Raw genomic sequence first — 21,707 nt, 5'->3', positions numbered from 1 at the left:
GAATCGGAGTGGACCGGATCGGACCCGTTACGGAGAACGGAGAAAGAACATGCGCAAGTGGTGGCCCCTGGTGGCCGTCTGCCTGGGCGCCTTCATTCTGCTGGTGGACGTGACCATCGTGAACGTCGCCCTGCCCAGCATGGCCGACGATCTCGACGCCTCCTTCACCTCCCTGCAATGGGTGATCGACGGCTACGCCCTCGCCCTCGCCGCCCTGCTGCTGGCCGCCGGTTCCCTGGCGGACCGGTTCGGGCACCGGCGGTTCTACGTCTGTGGCCTGGGCCTCTTCGGCCTGGCCTCCCTGGTGTGCGGGCTGGCCCCCGACGCCGGCGTACTGATCGCCGCCCGCGTGGTGCAGGGCGTCGGGGGCGCCGCCATGTTCGCCACGGCTCCCGCCCTGCTGATCTCGTCGTACCGGGGCAGGGACCGGGGCACGGCCTTCGGCGTATGGGGCGCGGCCAACGGCGCGGCAGCGGCGGCGGGCCCGCTGCTCGGGGGCCTGCTCACCGAGCACCTGAGCTGGCAGGCGATCTTCTGGGTCAACCTGCCGATCGCAGCGGTGGCCATCGCGATGACGGTGCGGGTGGTACGCCCGGACGCGCCGCTCGACGCGCCGCTCGACGCGCCGTCCGCCACCGTCCGCATCGACCTCCCCGGCGCGACGGCGTTCACGCTCGCCGCCACCACACTCACCTACGGACTGATCCGCGGCCCGGAGGCGGGCTGGACCTCGCCGGAGATCCTGGGAACCTTCGCCGGTACCGTCCTGGCCCTGGCCGCGTTCGTCGTGATCGAGCACCGCACGGCACGGCGCGGGGGCACCCCGATGCTGGACCCGGCGCTGCTGTGCCGCCCGTCGTTCGCGGGCCTGATGAGCGGCGCGCTGCTGTTGCAGGGCGGCGCGTTCGGCTGCCTGGTGCTGGTGTCGGTGTGGTTGCAGTCGGTCCTGGGCCTGGGCCCGGTCGCGGCGGGCCTGGCCCTGACCCCGCTGGCCGGCGCCTCGTTCCTGGTGGCCGCGGGGGCGGGCCGCCACATCCAGCGGTTCGCCCCGCGGCTGCCGATCGGCCTCGGGCTCGTGTGCATCGCGGCCGGCATGGCGCTGCTGCGCGCCGGGATGACGGCCGACGCGGGGGCCGCGTCCCTGGTGGCGGGCCTCGTGGTCACCGGGATCGGCGTGGGCCTGGCCACCCCGGTACTGGTCTCGGCGGCCACCTCCGCCGTACCGCCGCGACAGGCGGGGATGGCGGGCGGGGCGGTCAACACCTTCCGCCAGCTGGGCATGACGCTGGCCATCGCGGTCCTGGGCGCGGTCTTCACGAGCCGCGCGGCCGAGGTGCTCGGCGCATCGGGCACCGTCCCGGACCCCGACCGAACCGCCTCCGCCCTGGCCGCGGGCCAGACCCCGCACCTACTGGAATCGATGCCCACCACCCACCGCCCCGCAGCCGAACACCTCCTGCACGAGGCCTTCGCCACCGCCCTGGACCGCGTCTTCCTCCTCTCCTCCCTGGCAGCGACCCTGGGCGCCCTGACAGTCCTCCTCGCCGTACGCCCAACACCCCGACCGACCGCCACAGCACCCCAGGACCGCCTCCCGCACACCATCGAACCCAGCGAAGGGAACCCGCCCCCCGACACCCCCACCGCCCCGACGCCGGCCGCGCCCGACCCTCACTGAGATGGCGTCACCACTGGCCAGAGGCGCCCTCCGTCATCCGTGCAAGGGCAACGGGTATGCCGGTGAGAGCCGGTCCCGCCGGTGCCCGGCGTTCAACCGCCGTAACGACTGCGCAGATCCTCGGTGACTCGCGACATCAGCCCGGCTGAGTCCTCCGAGGCCGTTGCCACCAGCGGGGATCGCGTCTGGGGATCGTAGGCGGTCAGTCCGGTCTCTTTCTCGACGATGGCCGCGAGGGCGGAGACCTGACCGAACACCGCCGCAGCGTCGTCCCCCGTATGCCAGTAAGGCACAGAGATGCTCACCTCGTCACCGAAGACGGACAGGTCGATGCCGGTGCCCGAGTGGCTCAGGTCCCGCGATTCCTGCTCGTATTCAGTGATCTCCACTTCGCCCAGCAGGGCCTGAGCCTGCGGCACTATCCGCTCCCAAGCCCCAAGTAGGTGAGCAGAGACCGGCCGGCTGTCTCCCACCTCGTCCTCCAGCGCCTTCAGGACCTCATCCCAGGGCTGCCCGTCGCGTCGGTTCAAGAAGTAGATGTCGTAGCTCACCGCGCGTCCCTACCGTTCCTCGCTCGATCCGGTGCTCTTGTAGTGCGGCGGCAGCTCCTCACGCTCGTCGGTTGCGAAGGCGGCTTCTTCGCAGGCATCGTTCACCGCGTTCAGGGCCAGGACGACGCGTTCCACGACAGCGAACACCTTCTCGTCGCGGGCCTCGCCCAGCCCGGGCAGCGCACTTTCGAAGGTGTCGAGCACCGCATCCGTCTCCGTCAGAAACGCTTCTGGGAACAGCTCTGCCATACAGGCACACTCAGGATCCAGGAGGCCGGCAGCGAGCTCCCCGGCCTCCTGAACCATGCCCTCACGCCAGATCGCCGTCGGTCTCTCAGCCATGAGCGGACCGTACAGCCGGGCACTGACAGCGAACGCCGAACGCCCGCTGGACGATTACGCGGTTGGCCGCACCACGTGCCCCAAGGCGACAAGACCGATCCCGACCACGGTCAACCACGGATGATGGAACCCGGCGCACGCGATGAGGAGAGCACCCGCTCCCCAGAGCCTCGGCTGTCGGACGCGTCGCTGTAGCCATCGGCCGGGCAGGCGTCCGAGGAGCAGGCCATGCAGGCCGAGCACGGCGCACGCGAGCCAGAGTGCCCCGACCAGAAAGAGCAGCGGCAGCAGAAAGCCGGCAGCTGACGTCGACATGATCGCCCTCCCCATGAGCCGGTCGCTCGTTCCCCGCCCGGAAGTCTGGCATGGTGCGGAACCGCAGAAGAGCCTGCTTGAGAAGGGGAAGCGCGCGGCCGCGAAAAGGGCCCAGGATCGACGCGGGCTCTACGACGAAAAGGGCCCAGGATCAACGCGGGCTCTACGACGGCCGGCCGTTCGCTGCGGTGCTGCCCTCGCCTGGTGAGGGTCTCCTGGACCTGCCAGGCCCGGTCGTACGCGCGGTCGTCGACCGCCGCCCGGCCGAAGAGCAGACGCAGGTCGTGGATGCCCTGCGCGCGCTGTCGCCCGGCCGTTCGCATCACTGCCCGCAGGCGCACCCGGCCGCCGCCGGGCTCCCCTCGCCGGCCTCGCCGGTGCGGCAGCCGTCGCCGCCGGCGTCCGGGCCGGCGCTCTTGCCGAGCGTGCCGGCGTCGGCCTTCACGACGTAGACCTCCCAGGGCTCCTTGCCGGGGCCGTGCACCCACACCTTGTCCTGGAGGGCGTAGCAGCAGGACGTGTCGTTCTCCTCGAAGGTGGCCAGGCCGGCGCCCTTGAGCCGGGCGCCGGCGGCGTTGACCTCACCGCTGGACTCGACCTCGACACCGAGGTGGTCGAGCCGGGTCTCCGCACCGGGCTCCCCCTCGATCAGTACGAGTTTGAGCGGAGGCTCCGTGAGCGCGAAGTTGGCGTAGCCCTCGCGCCGCTTGGCCGGTTCGGCGCCGAACAGCTTCGAGTAGAAGGTGATCGACGCTTCCAGGTCACTGACACGCAGGGCGAGCTGAGCGCGGGACATGACGGACTCCCATCCGCTTGCATTGATGTTTGTCGATGCAAGATTGCGCGCCGAATCGAAGAGTGTCAATATAGAAGTGTGTCGAATCAAGAGCTGGTGCTGCTCGGCCAGGGTGACGAATCCGGAGCATGCTGCCCCGGGCTGCTGGCCGCTCCCCTGGACGAGGGCCAGGCCGTAGACCTGGCGAAGGTGTTCAAGGCGCTGGGCGACCCGGTGCGGCTGCGCCTGCTGTCGCTGATCGCCTCCCGCCCGGGCGGCGAGGTCTGCGTCTGCGACCTCACCCCGGCCTTCGACCTCTCCCAGCCGACGATCTCCCACCACCTGAAGCTGCTGCGGCAGGCGGGCCTGATCGACTGCGAGCGGCGCGGCACCTGGGTCTACTACTGGCTCGTCCCGGAGACGACCGACCGTCTCGCCGGCCTCCTCACGCGTCCGGCCGGTGAGCCGCTGCCCGAGCGCACCGCACCGGCCGGAGCCGCCTCGTGAGCACCCCCGCACCCGAGGGGAACGTGGCCGGACGCCTGTCGTTCGTCGACCGCTACCTGGCGGTCTGGATCCTCGCGGCCATGGCCGTGGGGCTCGGCCTGGGCCGCCTGGTCCCCGGCCTGGGTGACGCGCTGGCCGCGGTGACCGTGACGGGGGTGTCCCTGCCGATCGCCCTGGGCCTGCTGGTGATGATGTACCCGGTGCTGGCCAAGGTGCGTTACGACCGCCTCGACACCGTCACCCGCGACCGCCGCCTGCTGCTGCCGTCCCTGCTGCTGAACTGGGTGGCCGGCCCGGCGCTCATGTTCGCCCTGGCGTGGCTGTTCCTGCCGGACCTGCCCGCCTACCGCACCGGCCTCATCATCGTGGGCCTGGCCCGCTGCATCGCCATGGTCATCATCTGGAACGACCTCGCCCGCGGCCACCGGGAGGCCGCGGCCGTCCTGGTCGCCCTGAACTCGGTCTTCCAGGTGATCGCGTTCGCGGCGCTGGGCTGGTTCTACCTCTCCGTCCTGCCCGGTTGGCTCAGCCTGGAGCAGACCGGCCTGGACGTGTCCGTGTGGCAGATCGCCCGCAGCGTGCTCCTCTTCCTCGGCATCCCGCTCGCGGCCGGCTACCTCACCCGCCGCATCGGCGAGAAGGCCAGGGGACGCACCTGGTACGAAGCCGAACTCGTCCCGCGCGTCGGCCCCTTCGCCCTGTACGGGCTGCTGTTCACGATCGTCGTCCTCTTCGCCCTGCAAGGCGACGCGATCACCTCGCGGCCGCTGGACGTCGCCCGCATCGCCCTGCCGCTGCTGGTCTACTTCGCCGTCATGTGGGCCGGGGCCATGGCACTGGGCCGCGCGGTCGGCCTCGACCACCCGCGGACCACGACACTGGCCTTCACCGCCGCGGGCAACAACTTCGAGCTGGCCATCGCCGTCGCCATCGCCACCTTCGGGGCCGCCTCGGGCCAGGCCCTCGCCGGCGTCGTCGGCCCCCTCATCGAAGTACCCGCCCTGATCGGCCTGGTGTACGTCGGCCTGTACGCGCGCCGCTACTTCACCACCGCGGCCGCCCCCGCGCCCCAGGAGGACCCCGCCCATGTCTGACACCGCCACGCCGTCGGTGCTCTTCGTCTGCGTCCACAACGCCGGACGCTCACAGATGGCCGCCGCCTTCCTCACCCACCTCGCGGGCGACCGCGTCCAGGTACGCTCCGCGGGCTCCGCCCCCGCCGACGCCGTCAACCCGGCCGTCGTCGAAGCCATGACGGAGGCGGGCATCGACCTCACCGCGGAGGTGCCCAAGATGCTCACGGTGGAGGCGGTCCAGGCGTCCGACGTCGTCATCACGATGGGCTGCGGCGACACGTGCCCCGTCTTCCCCGGCAAGCGCTACCTCGACTGGCAACTGCCCGACCCGGCCGGACAGGGCGTGGAAGCGGTACGCCCGATCCGCGACGAGATCGAGAAACGCATCCGCGGCCTGGTCGACGAACTCACCCCACAGAACGCACCACCCGCACCAAGACCCACCACCGGCACACCTTCCCCCTCACCACGGCCGCACTGAACGGCGACAGGGGTAACCGACCCGTCCCAACGGCAGGCGCCTTGAGTGGCACGTTATGCGGCGACCTCTTCCGTCCCGAAGCAACTTAGGCGAGGGCGCTCGACCTGGGCCGGTGTGCTCCTCACCTGCCACCGTGCCTCGTCACCATCGATGTGTGTGTTGTAGGCATGCATGACGTCCGTCGTCGCGGCTGAGGGATGATCTCCGGCATGACGAACGGGGTGGAGGGGGCGGGGTCGGGTGGCGACGAGGCCGACGCCTGGCGCGGACGATTGGGCTGGGCGTTCGGCCTCATAGCCGACGATCCCACTGAGCGAGAGGCGGCACTCGCGCATCTGGACGGGGCCCGGAGGAACGCCTGGGCGGCTCTCGACCGGTGGAACGAGCTGTGGTTCCTCACGAGGCCGCTGGGGCCGGAGGAGCAGTATCAGGAGCCGGCCTTCAAGCGGGCGCGCGAGGTGTACGCGGACATGTGCAGCCGTACCCTGCCTCAAGGGCTGTGGGTGGGCGAGGGCGCCGACGGGCCGCGTCTGCCCTATGCGCTTCTCTTCCTGGAGTGGGAAGCGCGGTTCCCCCGCGAGTGGACAGAGTATGCAAAGGCGTGGGGCACGAAACAGTCACTCATCCGCCGCATGGCTGTCGCCGACCATGATCAGCCGACCAGGGCGAAGCTCATCGACCTCGTCGAGATCGTCGTCCGGCGGGCCTACCGCTGCAAGGACCGCGAGTATGTGCGCGTCGCAAGAGCAGTCGACGGTGACGATCTCCGCCACAGGCTCGGTACGGCCGCTGCGTCGGACAACCCATGGGCACGCCTTCACGCTGGCTACGTCCTCTGGCTTCTCGATCGCCCCGAGGTACCGAACACGCGCCACGTCTGGCGAACGTGGGTCGCGGAAGCGTCCGCCAGGCAGGGTGGCTCCTCCGGTCCCTACGGATAGTTCCGGGCTCCCGCACGCACCTGTCCCTGTCCCAGACACTCAGTGCAGATGGACGGGACTCGTGCGCATCGTTCCTACGACTTCCCTGCCCCCCTGGTGGGCCATACAGGCCGCGGAGACGGTCGCGCGGGCCGGTGCCGGTCGCTGGCGGTGGCTTGGGTTGCTGGACTTCGTCGCGGTACAGCGGCAGTCGACCCGACGCAGCTGCACATGTGGTCACCAACCATAAGGAGCCTTTCGATACGTCACATGCAACCCCTAGCTGGCTCGTTCAGCCCTTCGCGCACTTCGCGACAGTAGTCATGCTCTGCCTGGTCAGCCCGCACTGTCAGTGCGGTGGTCTGACATCTGCGCGCAAGTGGAGCGGCACAAACCCTTCTTGGAACCCTGGCCTCCGCTAGCCGCTTCTAGAGCGAGGCGAGGCACAGTGGATGGACTTGCAGTCAGGCCGGAGTGTCAGTGAGAACCGGTGCGGCCTCTTGATGTCGGAGCGGCACAGATCACTGACGCAGGCTTTGCGGTCTGGCCCAATCTTTATCCGGTTGATCACGACCGTTCGTCGGTGGTGGCTGATCGCCCTTGGGCCTACGTCGGCCGTCCATCGAGGTCCGGCATCGACCGGAGGTGTGCGCGGGTGTTGGTGTCAGGCTCCCGAGGCGTTTTTGACCGGCCCCGTGGAGTTGCTTAAAGCGTGATCCATTCGGCCCAACCGAACGTGAACTTGTAGGCGGCGCGCACCGCGTCCCGCCCTCGACTTCCTGCCAGAACTGCCACGCACAGAGCCACAACGAACAGCGCGGTAAAGGCTCCTCCGATGAGCGCGCCCGTGATGGGTGACCAGATCACTCCCACGAACACGCTGACAGTGATCACGGTCCCCAAACCGAAGTGAGCAACCGGCAAACCCACACGAAACAGATTCCGCACCGCAGCACGTGATTCCCGTATATCCGTGTTGTAGCGGTCTCTCGCCGCCTCCGGATCGGCGTGCGGTCCTTCTGGCCATTGCTGCACAGCGCCCACCCCCAGTTGCCCGCAAGCCTGAGACTACTGAACTTGAATGGGTGATGTCGGGGCCGTCCATCGGCGATAGTGATTCTCAGCAGGCCAGACCCCCACGGCGTCCGCCGGACAGGGGCGGTACCTTGCCGCCATGTGTATCTCGACAGGTGATGCCGCGTTCTCTGGCACGATCGTGTACTGCGGGCGCCAGCACCACAGCGTGCACGGCCTCGTCCATGTCCTGGGCTACCAAAACACGGCTGTCAACATGGCGGACGGCCCGAACGCCATGCTGCTGCACCTGCCCACCAGGCAGCTCACCCCCCGGCACTTCCTCTCCGCCGGGCGCGCCGGCGACATCCTGCACCGCATGGTCGCCGCCGTGGACCACGTCGCCGCCACAGCCGACGGCATCGCGTGGATGAGCGCGGAACCGCAGCCCGTCCAGGTCTTCGACCACGACGTATACACGGTGCTCTTGGCAGACGACCCCACCGCGATCCCCGCCGCGCTGTGGCAGGTACCGCCGCACCGGCGCCCCGATCTCGACCCGGATCTCCTGCACTTCTACGCCGACCACTTCCCCGACCACACCATCGTCGTGTGCTGCTTCGACAACGCCGACGCGCAACGCGCCAAGCCCTTGCTGCTGTGGTACCAGCCCCTCGACCCCGATCGGCTGACCGTGCCGGCCCTGGACAGCCACACCGGAAAGGCGCCGGACCTCGACGCCACCGTGCCTGTGGACCACTGGGTCCTGTTCTCCACCGACCAAGCCCCCTCCGACTGGGGCGCACCCGTCGTGTACCCCGGGGACATGCGCCACCGCCTGCGCGCCTTCCTCCCCACCGCCGTCGTCGGCCGGCACTACGGCCGCGGGCAGACTCTGCCCAACGGAGACTTCACCATCAGTCACCTCGACCTGCTCACCGGCGACCTCGACCGCATCGAGCGCCTGCAACCGACCCGCCCCTGAAAGATCAGGACGGGCGGGAGGTGGCACGTCAACCGAACCCGACATCACCCATTCAAGTTCAGTAGCGGCCACCTACTTCTCTCGCCTCAGCCCACCACTTTCCCTGGCCCCATCCCGTCCGCCGTCGACCCACACACCGTGGAGCGGGCCTGGTTCAGGGCGTCCTGGTGGAGCGCGCCACTGTACGGACGACCTGGACGCCCTGGGCCGAAGGCAGGAGCGGCAGCCCCAGCGGAGCCGGAAAGCGCGCCCGGCGGAGCGGAGCGCAGCCGGGGCTTGAGCCCGTGAAGAAGGTTGTTACTCAGGCTTGGTCGTGATGCGCCACAGTGGGGCTTCGTGCTGCTCTGGTCGGCTGCTGATCAGCAGGTCACGCAGGGTGGCGCGCTGGGTGCCGTTGTGGTTCAGGGCCTCGGTGAGGTGGCGGAACGTCGTGTGGGTGATTCCGCGGTGCCTGGCGTCGGCCTCGAACGCCTTGAGTTGGGTCATGACCGTGTCCGGGTTCAGGTCCGTCGGCTGTTGGTGCTTGAGCCATGCGGCCTTGTTGCGTTCGTAGTCGATTTCGGAGTAGCCGCAGATCTCTCGGCTGTGTGCCTCGACTTCGTCGAGCGTTTCGGTCGTCATGATGGCGTGGGCCAGTTGGTTGCGGCTGAGGGCGTCATCCAGGTCGACTTCGTGGACGGTCGGGCTCTCGTCGGTGAGGTGGACGGGGAGGCCGACGTCTCGGATCTCGCAGATTCCGCGGGCGCCTCGGGCAGTGGCGGCGAGCATGCCGGTCGCCTCGGAGGGGTGCCAGTCCAGGACTGTGCTGAGCCGGTCTACGTCTGCCGCGGTGAAGGTGTGGGCGAGGGTGCCGAGCAGGTCGCGGAAGTCGTCCGGGGGGAGTTCACCGTCCAGGCCGGGGCCTGCGACGAGGAGTCGGACCGGGGCGTTGACCCGGCAGCACGCTGCGAGGGTGAGTGCGTCGGCCAGGGGGCTTGTCAGGGTGGGTTCGTCGCCTCGGGCCAGGATGTCGCCGCCTACGTCCAGGAGGTCGATGGACGTGGGGGACAGGTGGCTGATCAGTTCCTCCAGTTGGCGGGTGATGCCTTCCGCGCCCTGGTGGGGGTCGAGCAGGGCGAAGGTGTTCGGCAGCTCTGCCGCGAGTCGGGGGAGCGTCGACCCTGTCGGGGCGATGGGGCGGGTCTCGGCCGTTACTTCCCGTACGGCAGGGGTGATCGGCAGAAGGCCGGTGAAGTTGGCGGCCCCTCGAGGGCCCGGTACCGGGTCGATCAGCAGGCGGTCCCACGCGTACGTGAGGATCACCGCCCGCTCCTGGCCGCCGTACAGGCCGGCGTCAAGCATTGCGGCAGCGACCGCGTCGCCTCCGCCTCCCGCTGCGACGATCAACCGCGTCATAGGGCTCAGCCTACGGCTCCGGTGTTGACCACTCACCCTATAGTGGCCAGAGGCCATAGCCACTTGTTGACGTAGGAGGGGACATGCCGCGGATTGAGGAGACTCAGCCGAAGTACCTTCAGATCGCTCACTACATCCGGGATCAGATCCTGCGGGGGGATCTGCGGCCGGGGGACGAGGTGCCCTCCGAGCGGCAGTTGGCGGCCGACTGGTCCGTCTCCAGGCCCACGGCTGCCCGGTCCCTGGAAGCGCTGAGCCATCAGGGTCTGGTCGAGAAGCGTCAGGGGTCCGGCACGTACGTGCGCAGCCTTGAGGTCAACCGGCGTGCGCGGGAGTTGTACGGCAGGGCGCGGCAGACCGGGAAGATCTACACCGCCGGTGAGTACGCGGTCATCACGTCGGCCGGCTGGCTGGATGCTCCGGATCACGTGGCTGAGGCGCTGGGTCTGGTCAAGGACCGGCGGGCTGTTCACCGGCGTCGGGTGACGCACGACGAGGGTGGCCCGATCAACCTGTCGACGTCGTGGTTCGCGCCGGATGTCGGGCAGCGGGCGCCCAAGCTCCTGGACGCCGAGCGCATCCAGGAGGGGACTCTCATGTACGTCGAGAACATGACTGGTCGGCAGGGGAGTTACGCGGAGGACCGGATGTGTGCGCGGGAGGCCACGGACGAGGAGGCAGATGGTTTGCAACTGACGCCGGGGGCAGCGGTGTTGATCGTCCACCACGTCGTCTACGACCTCCAGGACCGGCCTCTGGAGTTCGCCGAAGCGACCTACCCGCCGCACCGTTGGGCCTTCGGGCAGGGCTACCCGCTGACCTGAAAGTGTCGTAGTCCGCAGAACTGCTTGCGCTCATCAAGTGGCAAATGCCACCATCCACTAAGTGGCCAAGGCCACATGTCAGCTAGGGGGTGCGGCGTGGCAAGTCGGAGGCCGAACGGGGGGCAGTAGCTGTCCGGGTGTCGAGGACGCGGCTGGAAGCGCGTGGGCTCTCGTACCGCTCTGGCGCTCTCGACGGCCAATGACCGCACCCGTGCCACATCGAAGCGGCGCTGCCTCGACTGCGACGGCAGCGGCAAGGAGTGAGCGCGGATGACTTTCATGATCGACCGCTACCCCTGCGAGTACTCGCCGCGCCTGGGGGCGATGATCCTGCACCCGACCCCTGAGTCCGTGCCCCGGGCTCGGCGCTGGTTCCGGGCGTTCATCGTCCCGTACAACCCTGCCTGTTCGATCGACGACTGTGCGCTGTTGATCTCGGAGTTGGTCACCAACGCCATCCGGTACGGGCAGGCGGACGAGACATGGAAGGTGCGGGTGGAATGGCTCCCGAGACGGGGGCTCGCTGCGGGTGGAGGTACACAACCCCGGTGCGCCGGCGGCCGTGCGGCTGCGCAAGCCGGATGCCGACGACGCCCACGGGCGCGGGCTGCTGCTGGTCGACTCGATCGCCAACTCGTGGCACCGCGGGCCCAGCCGGTTCGGCGGAACGGTGGTCTCCTTCGTGGTGGCCGATGCCTGGCCCTCGTGAGGGAGGTGTCCCCCGCTTCTCCGGGCCTACGGCCCGATGCGGCCGGAGGGCCTGGCCGGCCTCCGCCGCCGGTATGTCGTCGGCATGCTGGAGGGCTTCCGTTTCTACGGTCTCCGGTACACCGGACACACCCTCGCCACGGTACGGAGAGGCCCGGGTCTCTGACCTGGGCCTTAACTGTGGAGCGGGTGACGAGAATCGAACTCGCGCTCTCAGCTTGGGAAGCGACGGCGCTTGGGCGGACTGAATGGCCATGACCAGCACCGGGGCCGACTCTGCTAACTGTGCAACCGCGCACGGTCTGCCTTGCAGGGAGAGCGGAGGTTGATGGGACGTTGCAGTGGCACATGGGTCGCCCGGCTGAGTCATCGCGCAGGGCTCTCCGTCGTTGGCTGAGACTCGGGACGTTCGTGCGGCCCGCCCCGACGACAGGGAGGCGCCAAGTCCTGACTGTTCAGGTTCACTTGGCTACGCCGAAGTCCCGCGCCCGCTTCCAAATACCGTGCGTCCGTGTTGAACGGTGGATATAAAGACTGACGGTCGGGCGGGTGTTCCGAAGAGAGCCTCGCCGTCGAACGCGTCAGAGGTGGGGATCGCAGTGTTGTTGTGGAGAATACGCAGATGGGTCACGGTGGCCGTCGTGGCCGCCGCGCTCGGCATGGGAGGTGCGACAGCCGTGCACGCCGCGGGTCAGCCGGAGGTGACCTATGCGGGGAGCGTGTCGGACGATCTCGGGATACTGCAGATCAGCGCCCGGTCCGGGGCCGACATCACGAGCATCACGGCACACCTTGTCTCGTACGCCTCGCAGACCGAAGTCGCCGAGATCGGGACCAAGGACTTGCGGCTCTTCTCCGGCACCCGTCAGGACGGCACCTGGCGTACCAAGAAGCCTTTGAAGCTTCCGGACTTCGGCTCGTACCGCATCGACGTGGAGGCGACGGACGCCGACGGCGGCCATGTGATGCGTCAGTCCGCGGGGGACTTCGCCTACTACGTCGTGGCGCAGTTCGGCGCGCTCACCGTCGACCGTACCGCCATCGACCGGGAACACCGTGACGTGCAGGTCGAGGGGACGCTGTACGGGCGGTGGCCGACTCGTCAGGTGAAGCCTCTCGCGGCACGTCGGGTCGAGATCAATGTCGACTACTCGACGCAGACCACCGTGACCACCGATGCCCAGGGTCACTTCACCACCTCGGTGAGGCTGGACGCCGCCGCGCCCATCCAGGCCGTGTTCAGCATGGACGGTGGCACGCCGGCAGTGCTGTACGGGGAGTCGGAGCCGGTTCAGATCGGTGTCGACCAGATTCCCACCCGTTTCACGTCCACGGTGAGTTCGACCGACGTCGACTTCGGTCAGCCGGTCACGCTGAGCGTCAAGGTCGAGCAGAAGACCGCGGATGGCTGGGTGCCGCTGGCCGGGCGCTCCGGAGGCGTTCTGTTCGGCCCCGACGACGCGCAGACCGACCTCGTGGGCCGCTTCACCACCGCTGACGACGGCACCTTCACGATGGACTACACGCCCTGGCAGGGCGGCTACTTCCAGCTCGCCCTGGACACCTCGGACGACCCGTTCCTCCAGGCCGGAACCGGTACGAGCGACGTCGTCCACGTGCACAGGGCGTCGAAGTTCACGGCCTTCACGGCCGTCCGCTCCGATACGGGACAGGTCCACGCCGAGGGGCTCATCGACTTCCCCGACGGGTGGACGCCCGCCTCGATCAACGTCCATGTCCAGTACTCGCCCGACGGGGCGAACTGGTCGACGCTTACTACCGTCGAGGCGTTCTGGGGCGGTAGCGGCAACGATTTCGCCGCGGACCTCGACCAGAGCGGTGCCGGCTACTACCGGGCTGTCTTTGACGCTGACGACAACTTCCAGTCGGCCACCTCGGAGGCGGTCTTCGTGCCCGCGTCCGCCTAGTAGGGCCCGGTCTTCATGGTGCCGATGTGGTTTGCGAGCCGCCCACCGATCTAGACAACAAACAACCCCCGGGTCTCTGACCTGGGGGTTCGTGCTATAGGGCTCTGCCCTGTGCAGATGCCGTTTCCGCGGCGAGATCGTAGGTGTCGGTTCACACCGCTGGTGACCGTGATTTTCCTTCCCGCGGGCACATTATGGGCACGGCTTCGGAGCAAGGTCTGGGGACGGGGCGACGGAACTTGGGAGGATTCCGCGTCCAGGCGTCTCGTGCCCAGGACATGTGTGGTTGCGGATGCGTAGGGGGTCGGCTTCCGGCTGTCACTCGACGGCGACTCCGTAGGCGCGGGCGAGGCCGTCGAGGCCGTCCGCCCATCCCTGACCGAGGGCCCGTAGCTTCCATGCGGGTACGCCGTCGAGGGTGTGTCGGTACAACTCGGCGACGACCATGGCTCGGATCTCCGGGTTTGCGGAGGGCTGGAATGCCCATGCGGCCCCGGTCACGCAGTCCATGTGCAAGGCGGCGTGGGTGAGAGCGCCGCAGTTCAGGCCCGTGTCGACGTCCATGTTGATGGCGATGGCGACGCGGCGCACTCGGTCGGGCAGGGCAGCCAGGTGAATGGTGGCGCGTTCGACGGAGTACCGACCCTCCTGCTGCTTGCCCAGAAGCCGTGCGGCACCGTCAGCAGAGAAGGGCTGGTTGTAGAAGACGAAGTCCTCGTCAGCCGCCACTCGGCCGTCCTCCCCGGTCAGGAAGAGGGTGAGGTCCGCGTCCGCGCCGGCGAAGCTGAAGGCGACGCGCAGCCCCTGCCAGGCGTCCTCGGGCAGGACGAGGGTCTGGCCGGGGATGAGCGAGGTGGGCAGCACGGGCGGTGTGGCGGGGGCAGGAGGCGGTCCTGCCGCCCTGTGTTGCTTCCATTCGACGAACGGCTTGATCCGATAGGGATCGGTGAGTGGGGCCCCGTCGTCGGGCGGGGTGCCCGCGCCGAGGGTGACGTCGAGGTCGGCGAGTGACGGTTCGCCGGCGCCGGGTTCGTCCTCAGCATGGTCGAGCAGGTCCTGGAGGCCGGGCACGCGGCTGGTCTCGAGCGGCTTGATCGAGCTGGACAGATTGCCCGATGCGGTGGTGGTGACGGAGCAGGCTACGTCCTGCCCGATGTCCTGGAAGCGCAGGGCGTCCGCAGGTTCCCGCCAGGGCATGGACTCGATCGCCTGGCGCGTCCAGCGGCCGTAGGCCACGAAGCCGAGGCGCTGGGTGTCGGGCAGGCGGGTCAGCACGGCGAGGTCGATGGCTGTGATGCCGGGTGCGGTGGCGAAGCCCTCCTTCAGCGTGGCGACGATGTTGGAACCCATGGACGTCAGCCACCACAGGACGCGGTCCCGCTTGGTGAGGTTCTTCAGCGTCGGGCGTCCGCCGGGCGTGAGCCCAGGCGTCTGACCGGGGATGGAGTCGAGGTCCTGTTGCCGCACAACGACGGACAGCACCGAGCCGTCCACGCCTACGGCACAGCCGGCGGCCGGGTTGTCCGAGAAGGCGGTGTTCACCGCTTCGCAGACGGTGGCCTCGTCATTGGCGAGCAGGGCTTGCCACCAGTGTTCGGCCTCGTTCGTCAACTGATGGCGGATCTCCAGCAGTCGCGCTGCCTCGGCGGCCAGGTAGGCGGGCGCGTCCTGTTCCGCCCGTTGCCTGGCCGCAGCCCTCTCCGCGAGTGCCAGCCGCCCCACGCCCTGAAGATGGAACGTCCGGGCTTCGGCGAGCGCCCAGGACAGGCTCAGTTGGGGGGCGTCCGGGATGACGGGCGGATGCGCCGCGGGGAAGGACTCCAGATGAACGCTGGTCATCTGGCGCCTCAGATCCCGCAACTGAGCGATGGCGGCATCGCGCTCTGCCTCCTGCTGAGCCCGCTCCGCCTGACGGCGCGCCCGATCCAGTTGCGCGGCTGACGGGGCGACCGTACGAGATCGTGTCGTACGCCGCGTACTGGTGCCCCGTCGATTGCCGCCGAGGGAACTCGACGCGTAGAAGGGGCCGAGTCCGGTCGACATCCTGGCGCCGCCGCTGCCCACGCTGAGCCTCGCCGCACGTGGCCCGATCGAGGTGCGCACTCCACGAGTGGACACCCGCACACTCATCCCGGGCACACCGACACGGAAGCCGAACCCCATGACATACCCCTCTCCCCAGGAACAGTCTGGCACCCGAAAGGGGCGTGTGAGGCCAGTTCGGCTGGTCCTCAGCAACACGACATGGAGAGGTGTGCCGGATACATCAAAGCGGTACATGGACTACTCTTGGTACATGTCAATGAAGCGCACCAACGTCTACGCGGACCCCGAGGACCTGGCGATCATCAAGGAGGCCGCCAAGCGCCGGGGTACAAGCGAGGCCGAGATCATCCGCCAGGGCATCCACCTCGCGGCCATGGCGAACCGGGTCTGGGACGAGCCGCTGTTCTCACGCACCTTCGAGGGGCCGGGGCGGACGCTGCCCAAGTCGGAGGTCCGCGACACGGTCGCCGATGCCGTCCGGCGTGAGAGCGGCTCGGGTTCCGGATCAACCGCGTGATCATTGTCATCGCCGATACGTCCGGCCTTCTGGCAGCCCTGGACTCGGCTCATCCGGAGTGCGCGGCGGCGAACGAGGCGATCATGGCGGCGGGCCTGCTGGTCATGTCTCCGCTCCTGCTGGCCGAACTGGATCACGTGGCGACGCGTGAGCTGGGCAGGGAGGCTGCCCTCAGCGCGGTCGACGACCTGCGGCGCTGGATGAGCCGCGGGCGTGTCGTCCTGCCGGAGATCACGGAAGACCACCTGGGCACAGCCCAGTCCGTCCGTGTCCGTTACCGCGCACTGGACCTCGACCTCGCCGACGCGGTGAACGTGGCGCTAGCCGCCGACTACGACACGGACGCGATCCTCACCCTGGACCGACGAGACTTCCGGGCGGTGCGCCCGCTGGGCCGCCACAAGGCGTTCCGGGTACTCCCCGACGACCTCCCGCTCTGACGCAGGACCCTCGGCCGTCAAGTGCCCACCCCCACAAGGGGCTTGTGCCCCGCCCACGACACAGCATGTGCAGGACGGTTGTCGCCCTTGCCCGGGAACAGCGGGCTGAGGGCTCACCGCCGGCTCAACTACGCGAAAGTGCAGGTCAGCGCCACGCTATGACGTGATTGAGGCGCCCTCTCAAGGCGCGCGTGCCCTTTGCGTGCCCAATCTCGGGTGCAGGAGTAACCGTAAAACGCGGCAACGGCTCCCCCAAAAAACAAGCCCCAGGCCGCTGACCTGGGGCTTCAAGAAGAGCGGGTGACGAGAATCGAACTCGCGCTCTCAGCTTGGGAAGCTGCGATCATTCACGGCCGGTTTGGGCGCTGACCTGGTCGAACGTATGGTACGCGCCCCTTCTAAGCTCGACTGTCTTCACCGTGATTCCCCGTTGCTCCCCGCTGGATCTGGTGCGGTAGTGGTGCAGAGCTGCGGCGTCCAGGAGATGATCAGCTTCAGCTAGACCCGTTCAATTCATCGAGGCGAATCTTCACTTGACGGTTGTGATCCGCGTGCCAGATCACCTCACCAGCGACAGTAGCGCCCATGGCGGGCAGCTCCATGTGGTGAGGCATGGCGGTGATCTCGGCAAGGCCGACTGCACTCGGCACGCCTTCGATCAAGAGGAAGACGCCAAACGGCTGTCGGCCGATGACGCGACCGCTGACGTGAGATCCAAGGGGCAGTGCGGAGACGGTTGCTGACCAGTTTCGTTCTAGGGCATCCGCAGTCGGAACCTGTGAGCTGTCCGGCCAACTGAACTCAGGCATTCGTCAATCATGGTAGGGACGGCGGAAGCTGTCGACAGTCGGCACGGGCCCGATGTCGCGGGCGCGAGGCACCAACACGCTTTCCAACTGTGGTGGTGGGGTGGTGACGCTCGTACGGGGGCGTTCACCTGCGTTCATGGACGGCGCAGCTCTTTTCCCCACCGGGCCTGTGGTCTCATCTGAACGGCCGTGAACCCCACTGAATGAGACGGAAATTGAGACGGGGCCTCCGGCCTCACGAGTTGCGGCAGTCGAAGGCGACTGACACGCGATCTGGGTAGGGGCCCTCGTGCGCCTTGCCGCGCAACCAGTTGGTGAGCCACTGCGCGAGTGATTGTCCGATCGGTTCAGGGGCATGCCGGATGCAGCACAGGTTGGGGTCCCAGTCCCACATCTGGCCTTCGGCCGTCCGGAAGTCGATCAGCGTCCACATCGCGCAGCCTCGGTCCATCAGCGGGACGATGCCCGACGGAAGGATGCCGTCGGGGGCGGTGAATCCGCGGTAGGCCGTGGTGATGTCTGAGCAGTCGCTGAACCAGTCGTCCGTCTCGGTCACGGACACGACTTCCCACGGTCCGAAGCCGCCGTTGGCGACTTCGAGATAGATCCGCTTCAACAGCTTGGGCATCGGATGCCCCACGACCTGTTCGAAAGCGGTGACGTCCTCAGCAGATGCCGGGCCGGGCAGTCCCCTGCCGGCTACCTGCGTACGGACCGCCAGGATAAGCTCGTCATCGGTCACCCCAGTATCCTCAGCGACGTAGTTACTCTTGTCGATGCCGCTACTCACAGCACCGTGACATGAGCTTGGGAAGCTCGGGTGCCTCGGCAGGGGTTGCCTTGTTGACCTGCAGCGGAACGGCGTGGCGTCCTGGCTAACCACCGCTTCCGGTACCCGCTGTTCCCCGTGTCTCCCCGCACGACCTGGCACGCATCTGGCACGGCCGTTTGGACAGGGCAGGAGTGTGGCTAGGTTGAGCACTCGCGGGGAAGTGGCCCATGTATGCTCGCCGTGTCGTCAGTTGAGACTAGGGGCAGGAGTTTGGGGTTCGATTCCCCTTGCGTCCTTCCTCGTACTCGTTTCGGCCGCGTTGGCACTGAGGTTCGTTGCACTGGCCCTAGGAAGCACTAAGTCAGTTAACGCAACTGCCCGCGCTACTCGAAGGGAGAGCATCATGAGCAGAATGCGAAAGTCACTTGAGGTCGTCCTAATGGTGGCCGCGGCGGTCGCAGAAGGGTCCGTAGCTGGTCTGCTGCTTCCTGTCTGAGCTGACGACCGGACGGGGCCTTGATGCTGGCAGGGTGTCAAGGCCCCCGCTCCATCCAATGTGACGTTGCTTGCGCCTTGAAAAGCTACTCAGAAAGCGTCACGGGCTCTATCTTGCAAGCGAAGCGAAGAATTTCCGTCGCTACATCTTCGAGTAGCTTGTCAGCGCCACTTGATAGATATGCAAGCCTCGACTGCTCATTGTTGAAGCCGAGCAAGATCTTTTTCCCTACTGCACCTACAGGCCTACAGTCATGAGACAGTAGGTACCAGAAAGTACGTCGACGCTTTCCTATCTCATCCAACACCTTGGGCCAGAGTTCTTGAATTCGTTGAAAGTCCTCCGGAGGTGGCGGCTTGCGTACGGGTGGCCAGGCAATTGGGGCCGGTTGAGGTTCCTTGTCCTGGCCCATTGCGGGCTGCACAGCCTCACTGTTCACGGGCAGGGCCGGCCACTCTCCAGGACGTCTCGTCTTAGAAGGCGACCCCAAAATTTGCTGGCCGAGCTTGGGGTCGAGGGCGACGGATACTTTAACCTTCCATTTCAGCTTCAGGTCGTCGTTAACTACATGGTTGAGGAGTTCGTCAATGCCGGTCGAGCGGTAGGAATCCCTAGCTGCCTCGTTAGGGAAAGAGAGCTCCAAGGTCTCGCCATCAAAGGATGAGATTTTGGCATTTTGGGTAAGAATTATCCAGGCGAAGCGGCGCCGCTCCTTTACTTTTTCCAGAATGCCTTGCCATAAGATTTCAACGTATCTCGAATGCTGAGAATTTGGCGACTTCTCTACTGTCGACCGAGGGTGTCGCGCGGTTGGCCAAGTGACGGATCCGGCAGGTGCAAGGGGGGTAGACGCTGGATCGGTTGCTGCGGATTTTCCGACCAGGCTGACTGTGGGCTCACTAGGCGCTGACGCCATTCCGGCCGACGCCACGAGAGGCGGTGCTGCACTAGTCTGCAACTGTGCAACAGTCTGAGTGAGTGGTGTGCCAGACGGTTCGGAAAGATCTAAGTGCTCACTACGTTGACCGCCTCCAGGGAGGAGAGTGCCTTCACTTTGAGATCCGGAGATACCGGGGAATGTTACGTGATTTTCCTCCGTGATGGTCAATTTTCCCGCGTGCCTGAATGAGTTCCTAGCCAACGCGAGTTTACCGAGGGAGTTACGCACTCGCTTATGCGGCAGAGGGCGGGATTTGGCGCGCAGCGTGCTGTATAAGTAGCTGAATACGGTATCCAGATCCAATAGATCGTGTGTAGAATCTGGAATTCCTTCACTGAGGAGCCGGATTAGTTCACCGGTGAATACCGTAAACCCGCTGCCGTCTTCTGTCATGGCAGCTTCTGTTTCTCCTGCGGCGGCGATGAGATATGTTCCCTCGATAAGGGCGTCATCGGCGATGCTGTTAGCAGGGTCCGCCATGGTACCGAGAGCACTGGCGGCATAGCAGCAGTCGAGGATCACAATGCGACGGCTTGCTGTCGATCCCAACAATGTTTCTCGAATGTCGTTGTAATCGGTGGAGGTGTGTGGAGCCCCTGCGCGAGAGGTCGACCGAGTAAGGCGTAGTTCTCCCCTGTTCGGCCCCTTTAGCCCATGACCGGCATAGTAAACCAGAAGAGTATCTGATGCTTCCTCGACCCCATGCAAAATGGGATCCACCAATTCCTCTGGTGTGCGAGGGTCATGCACGACAGTGCAGTGCTCCGGCGAAAGGTTCCATGAAGCGGAAGAGGTGAGAATATCCCTCAGTGTCTCGATGTTGTTTTGCACTGCAGCGAGTTGCGGCAATTGCGTGTAGCTGCTCACGCCAATTAGTACTGCACGAGAGTCTTCAGGGCGAGGTAGGGCCACGGAATGACTACTCCTCGCCCAGTGAGTGGATGATGCGCTCAAGTGTTTCTGCGTCACTTCCCTCAATCGTTACGGATTTACCGTCGTGTTCGATTGTCACACGAGGTGCACGGGCCCGAGTTTTCCTCCAGGCAGCGTACGTAACTGAGAAGGTAGTGATTTGCCAGAAGTTATCTGTGACCAATTGAAGCACGGCAAGTGCGTCGGCTCCCATTGTTCCGGGTTGGGGTTGCGACGTCTCCCAAGACACCTTCGCGTGCCGGCGAACGTTTGGATCCTCGAGCAGCCATGCGCGGAGTGAGCGCAGCTCTTCTTCAGCGCCCTGGCCAACCATACTGATCCGCATCACGGCCTCGGCCCCCCTGCCCCGTCAACTGGCGTAGTGGCAGTACAGCTTAGGTCAAGGTCCGTCCGTGCCGACAGTTCTGAGGAGCGGAAGGGAAGGCGCACCTACTCAGGGCGGTGGAGCGGCTTTGGGCTGGAGCTGCTTTGGCGCGAGCGATCATGGCCCCGTAAGCTTCCGGCGCGTCGGGCAGTCTGTGGACCTGCCCGGTAAAGCACGACGTTGGGGCCATGATCTTCGAGGCTCGCGCCAAAGTGGCTGCGTAAAGCCGCGGAGCCGACCGCCCCAGCCACGACGTACCCCTTCTCTGGCATCAGGCGGCTGATTGCTGTGCGCGCGGCACGGGCGCCGGCCGGGCTGGAGCGGGGCGGAGACAGGAGCGCAGGCCCGGCCGGGGGCCGGGCCGCGCGCGGTGAGCGGAGCGAGCCGCCTTGAACCAGTAGAGAAAGTTTGAATCATGGTCCGGCTGGCTGGTGGTGTAGAACCCTGGGCATGCGGAGTGAGCGGCGGGAGTTATTGCGGGCGCTTGGTGGGCGTCTTCGTGTGCTTCGGGCAGAGGCCGGCCTGACCGGTGCGGTGTTGGCGCAGCGTGCTGGTGTGGGGCAGCCGACCGTGTCCAAGGTCGAGACCGGGCGCATGGTTCCGAGTTTCGATGTGTTCGACCGGCTCTTGGGTGCCCTCAACCTTGATGAGTCGACGGTTCGTGAGGTGCGTGACCTCCTGGCCGCCGTGGTTGCTGCCGCGGATTCTGACCAACCGGCAGACGGCGCGGCTCCCGCTGGTGCGACCGTTGACGAAGAAGTTCGGTCCGCTCGGCTGGTGCGGTCGTTTCAGTGAGCGTTTTCAACGGGACCACTGATCGGGTGACGTCAGTCAGGCCGAGGTGAGGGCCGCAACGCACAAGGCTCCCGTGCCGTTGGTGGAGGTGTTCGA

Annotated in this window: 21 protein-coding genes and 2 pseudogenes; 12 read left to right on the top strand and 11 right to left on the bottom strand. The window is 66.8% G+C overall.

Features of this window, described 5'->3' with window-relative positions; translation table 11 throughout:
• Nucleotides 1–49 precede the first annotated feature (49 nt).
• Nucleotides 50–1,678 (top strand): MFS transporter, encoded by a 1,629-nt coding sequence (locus tag IO29_RS17850; protein ID WP_078617994.1) that lies wholly within the window; start codon nt 50–52, stop codon nt 1,676–1,678.
• 92 nt (nt 1,679–1,770) lie between these two features.
• On the opposite strand, the gene IO29_RS17845 is transcribed toward IO29_RS17850, so the two are convergent.
• The 4 genes and pseudogenes from IO29_RS17845 to IO29_RS17830 form a co-directional block, all read right to left on the bottom strand.
• The gene (locus tag IO29_RS17845; RefSeq protein ID WP_030376786.1) at nt 1,771–2,229 is read right to left on the bottom strand and encodes a hypothetical protein; all 459 of its coding nucleotides are present in this window, start codon (nt 2,227–2,229) and stop codon (nt 1,771–1,773) included.
• 9 nt (nt 2,230–2,238) lie between these two features.
• Nucleotides 2,239–2,571 carry a hypothetical protein gene (locus tag IO29_RS38995; protein WP_199806899.1) on the bottom strand — a complete coding sequence of 111 codons (333 nt, stop codon included), beginning with the start codon at nt 2,569–2,571 and terminating at the stop codon, nt 2,239–2,241.
• A gap of 497 nt (nt 2,572–3,068) precedes the next feature.
• Nucleotides 3,069–3,188: pseudogene (locus IO29_RS39485) on the bottom strand (VapC toxin family PIN domain ribonuclease); the annotation flags it as partial.
• Nucleotides 3,189–3,208: 20 nt separating this feature from the next.
• Entirely contained in the window at nt 3,209–3,682 is a 474-nt protein-coding gene (locus IO29_RS17830; RefSeq protein WP_030376783.1) for an ArsI/CadI family heavy metal resistance metalloenzyme, read from the bottom strand.
• A 78-nt stretch (nt 3,683–3,760) separates the two neighbouring features.
• Between IO29_RS17830 and IO29_RS17825 the strand changes: the two genes are divergently transcribed.
• From IO29_RS17825 to IO29_RS17810, 4 genes are all read left to right on the top strand, one after another.
• Nucleotides 3,761–4,168, top strand: coding sequence for an ArsR/SmtB family transcription factor (locus IO29_RS17825; RefSeq protein WP_030376782.1), 408 nt, complete (start codon nt 3,761–3,763; stop codon nt 4,166–4,168).
• A complete protein-coding gene (gene arsB, locus IO29_RS17820; protein WP_030376781.1) occupies nt 4,165–5,262 on the top strand; it encodes an ACR3 family arsenite efflux transporter in 1,098 nt (365 codons plus the stop codon). Before IO29_RS17825 ends, arsB begins: the two co-directional genes overlap by 4 nt.
• Complete coding sequence (locus IO29_RS17815; RefSeq protein WP_051707702.1) at nt 5,255–5,725, top strand: arsenate reductase ArsC; 471 nt, start codon at nt 5,255–5,257, stop codon at nt 5,723–5,725. Before arsB ends, IO29_RS17815 begins: the two co-directional genes overlap by 8 nt.
• Before the next feature lie 209 nt (nt 5,726–5,934).
• Nucleotides 5,935–6,666 carry a hypothetical protein gene (locus tag IO29_RS17810; RefSeq protein WP_030376779.1) on the top strand — a complete coding sequence of 244 codons (732 nt, stop codon included), beginning with the start codon at nt 5,935–5,937 and terminating at the stop codon, nt 6,664–6,666.
• Between the two features lie 684 nt (nt 6,667–7,350).
• Here IO29_RS17810 and IO29_RS17805 read toward each other — a convergent pair.
• On the bottom strand, nt 7,351–7,680 hold the full coding sequence (locus IO29_RS17805; RefSeq protein WP_234307328.1) for a hypothetical protein: 330 nt from the start codon (nt 7,678–7,680) through the stop codon (nt 7,351–7,353).
• Nucleotides 7,681–7,819: 139 nt separating this feature from the next.
• On the opposite strand from IO29_RS17805, the gene IO29_RS17800 reads away from it, so the two are divergent.
• Nucleotides 7,820–8,644 (top strand): hypothetical protein, encoded by an 825-nt coding sequence (locus tag IO29_RS17800; RefSeq protein ID WP_030376777.1) that lies wholly within the window; start codon nt 7,820–7,822, stop codon nt 8,642–8,644.
• Nucleotides 8,645–8,941: 297 nt separating this feature from the next.
• Here IO29_RS17800 and IO29_RS17795 read toward each other — a convergent pair whose 3' ends face one another.
• Nucleotides 8,942–10,039 (bottom strand): DUF1152 domain-containing protein, encoded by a 1,098-nt coding sequence (locus IO29_RS17795; RefSeq protein WP_078617993.1) that lies wholly within the window; start codon nt 10,037–10,039, stop codon nt 8,942–8,944.
• 83 nt (nt 10,040–10,122) lie between these two features.
• Here IO29_RS17795 and IO29_RS17790 point away from each other — a divergent pair, with 83 nt between their 5' ends.
• The 3 genes and pseudogenes from IO29_RS17790 to IO29_RS17780 all read left to right on the top strand — a co-directional run bounded on the left by IO29_RS17790 (nt 10,123) and on the right by IO29_RS17780 (nt 13,499).
• Nucleotides 10,123–10,863 (top strand): GntR family transcriptional regulator, encoded by a 741-nt coding sequence (locus IO29_RS17790; RefSeq protein ID WP_030376775.1) that lies wholly within the window; start codon nt 10,123–10,125, stop codon nt 10,861–10,863.
• 270 nt (nt 10,864–11,133) lie between these two features.
• Nucleotides 11,134–11,572: pseudogene (locus IO29_RS17785) on the top strand (ATP-binding protein).
• A 718-nt stretch (nt 11,573–12,290) separates the two neighbouring features.
• Nucleotides 12,291–13,499 carry a hypothetical protein gene (locus IO29_RS17780; protein WP_234307327.1) on the top strand — a complete coding sequence of 403 codons (1,209 nt, stop codon included), beginning with the start codon at nt 12,291–12,293 and terminating at the stop codon, nt 13,497–13,499.
• A gap of 318 nt (nt 13,500–13,817) precedes the next feature.
• Here the strand turns inward: IO29_RS17780 and IO29_RS17775 are convergent, their stop codons facing one another.
• On the bottom strand, nt 13,818–15,338 hold the full coding sequence (locus tag IO29_RS17775; RefSeq protein ID WP_234307326.1) for a TerD family protein: 1,521 nt from the start codon (nt 15,336–15,338) through the stop codon (nt 13,818–13,820).
• A 457-nt stretch (nt 15,339–15,795) separates the two neighbouring features.
• Here IO29_RS17775 and IO29_RS17770 point away from each other — a divergent pair, with 457 nt between their 5' ends.
• Both IO29_RS17770 and IO29_RS17765 read left to right on the top strand, forming a co-directional pair.
• Nucleotides 15,796–16,062 (top strand): ribbon-helix-helix domain-containing protein, encoded by a 267-nt coding sequence (locus tag IO29_RS17770; protein ID WP_030376772.1) that lies wholly within the window; start codon nt 15,796–15,798, stop codon nt 16,060–16,062.
• The gene (locus IO29_RS17765) at nt 16,059–16,502 is read left to right on the top strand and encodes a PIN domain-containing protein (protein WP_030376771.1); all 444 of its coding nucleotides are present in this window, start codon (nt 16,059–16,061) and stop codon (nt 16,500–16,502) included. The genes IO29_RS17770 and IO29_RS17765 overlap by 4 nt, the downstream gene beginning before the upstream one ends.
• Before the next feature lie 494 nt (nt 16,503–16,996).
• On the opposite strand, the gene IO29_RS38990 is transcribed toward IO29_RS17765, so the two are convergent.
• The 4 genes from IO29_RS38990 to IO29_RS40370 form a co-directional block, all read right to left on the bottom strand.
• On the bottom strand, nt 16,997–17,311 hold the full coding sequence (locus IO29_RS38990; protein ID WP_199806898.1) for a S1 domain-containing protein: 315 nt from the start codon (nt 17,309–17,311) through the stop codon (nt 16,997–16,999).
• 235 nt (nt 17,312–17,546) lie between these two features.
• Nucleotides 17,547–18,053: an SMI1/KNR4 family protein gene (locus IO29_RS17760; protein ID WP_051707700.1), complete on the bottom strand. Its 507-nt coding sequence runs from the start codon at nt 18,051–18,053 to the stop codon at nt 17,547–17,549.
• Nucleotides 18,054–18,664: 611 nt separating this feature from the next.
• Nucleotides 18,665–20,431 carry a caspase, EACC1-associated type gene (locus tag IO29_RS36680; RefSeq protein WP_267881990.1) on the bottom strand — a complete coding sequence of 589 codons (1,767 nt, stop codon included), beginning with the start codon at nt 20,429–20,431 and terminating at the stop codon, nt 18,665–18,667.
• 7 nt (nt 20,432–20,438) lie between these two features.
• Nucleotides 20,439–20,765 carry an effector-associated constant component EACC1 gene (locus IO29_RS40370; protein WP_420705385.1) on the bottom strand — a complete coding sequence of 109 codons (327 nt, stop codon included), beginning with the start codon at nt 20,763–20,765 and terminating at the stop codon, nt 20,439–20,441.
• 501 nt (nt 20,766–21,266) lie between these two features.
• On the opposite strand from IO29_RS40370, the gene IO29_RS17755 reads away from it, so the two are divergent.
• The gene (locus tag IO29_RS17755) at nt 21,267–21,611 is read left to right on the top strand and encodes a helix-turn-helix domain-containing protein (RefSeq protein ID WP_420705383.1); all 345 of its coding nucleotides are present in this window, start codon (nt 21,267–21,269) and stop codon (nt 21,609–21,611) included.
• Nucleotides 21,612–21,707: the final 96 nt, after the last annotated feature.

Source organism: Streptomyces sp. NRRL F-6676 (assembly GCF_000725625.1).
Lineage (GTDB): Bacteria > Actinomycetota > Actinomycetes > Streptomycetales > Streptomycetaceae > Streptomyces.
This window is presented reverse-complemented; position numbering and strand designations above follow the sequence as displayed.

What these genes read in the sequence shown, in the direction of transcription:
- IO29_RS17850 (WP_078617994.1), top strand. Translation starts at nt 50, where the DNA reads ATGCGCAAGTGGTGGCCCCTGGTGGCCGTCTGCCTGGGCGCCTTCATT.
- IO29_RS38995 (WP_199806899.1), bottom strand. Translation starts at nt 2,571, where the DNA reads ATGGCTGAGAGACCGACGGCGATCTGGCGTGAGGGCATGGTTCAGGAG.
- IO29_RS17830 (WP_030376783.1), bottom strand. Translation starts at nt 3,682, where the DNA reads ATGTCCCGCGCTCAGCTCGCCCTGCGTGTCAGTGACCTGGAAGCGTCG.
- IO29_RS17815 (WP_051707702.1), top strand. Translation starts at nt 5,255, where the DNA reads ATGTCTGACACCGCCACGCCGTCGGTGCTCTTCGTCTGCGTCCACAAC.
- IO29_RS17810 (WP_030376779.1), top strand. Translation starts at nt 5,935, where the DNA reads ATGACGAACGGGGTGGAGGGGGCGGGGTCGGGTGGCGACGAGGCCGAC.
- IO29_RS17800 (WP_030376777.1), top strand. Translation starts at nt 7,820, where the DNA reads ATGTGTATCTCGACAGGTGATGCCGCGTTCTCTGGCACGATCGTGTAC.
- IO29_RS17795 (WP_078617993.1), bottom strand. Translation starts at nt 10,039, where the DNA reads ATGACGCGGTTGATCGTCGCAGCGGGAGGCGGAGGCGACGCGGTCGCT.
- IO29_RS17790 (WP_030376775.1), top strand. Translation starts at nt 10,123, where the DNA reads ATGCCGCGGATTGAGGAGACTCAGCCGAAGTACCTTCAGATCGCTCAC.
- IO29_RS17775 (WP_234307326.1), bottom strand. Translation starts at nt 15,338, where the DNA reads ATGACCAGCGTTCATCTGGAGTCCTTCCCCGCGGCGCATCCGCCCGTC.
- IO29_RS17770 (WP_030376772.1), top strand. Translation starts at nt 15,796, where the DNA reads ATGTCAATGAAGCGCACCAACGTCTACGCGGACCCCGAGGACCTGGCG.
- IO29_RS38990 (WP_199806898.1), bottom strand. Translation starts at nt 17,311, where the DNA reads ATGCCTGAGTTCAGTTGGCCGGACAGCTCACAGGTTCCGACTGCGGAT.
- IO29_RS40370 (WP_420705385.1), bottom strand. Translation starts at nt 20,765, where the DNA reads ATGGTTGGCCAGGGCGCTGAAGAAGAGCTGCGCTCACTCCGCGCATGG.
- IO29_RS17755 (WP_420705383.1), top strand. Translation starts at nt 21,267, where the DNA reads ATGCGGAGTGAGCGGCGGGAGTTATTGCGGGCGCTTGGTGGGCGTCTT.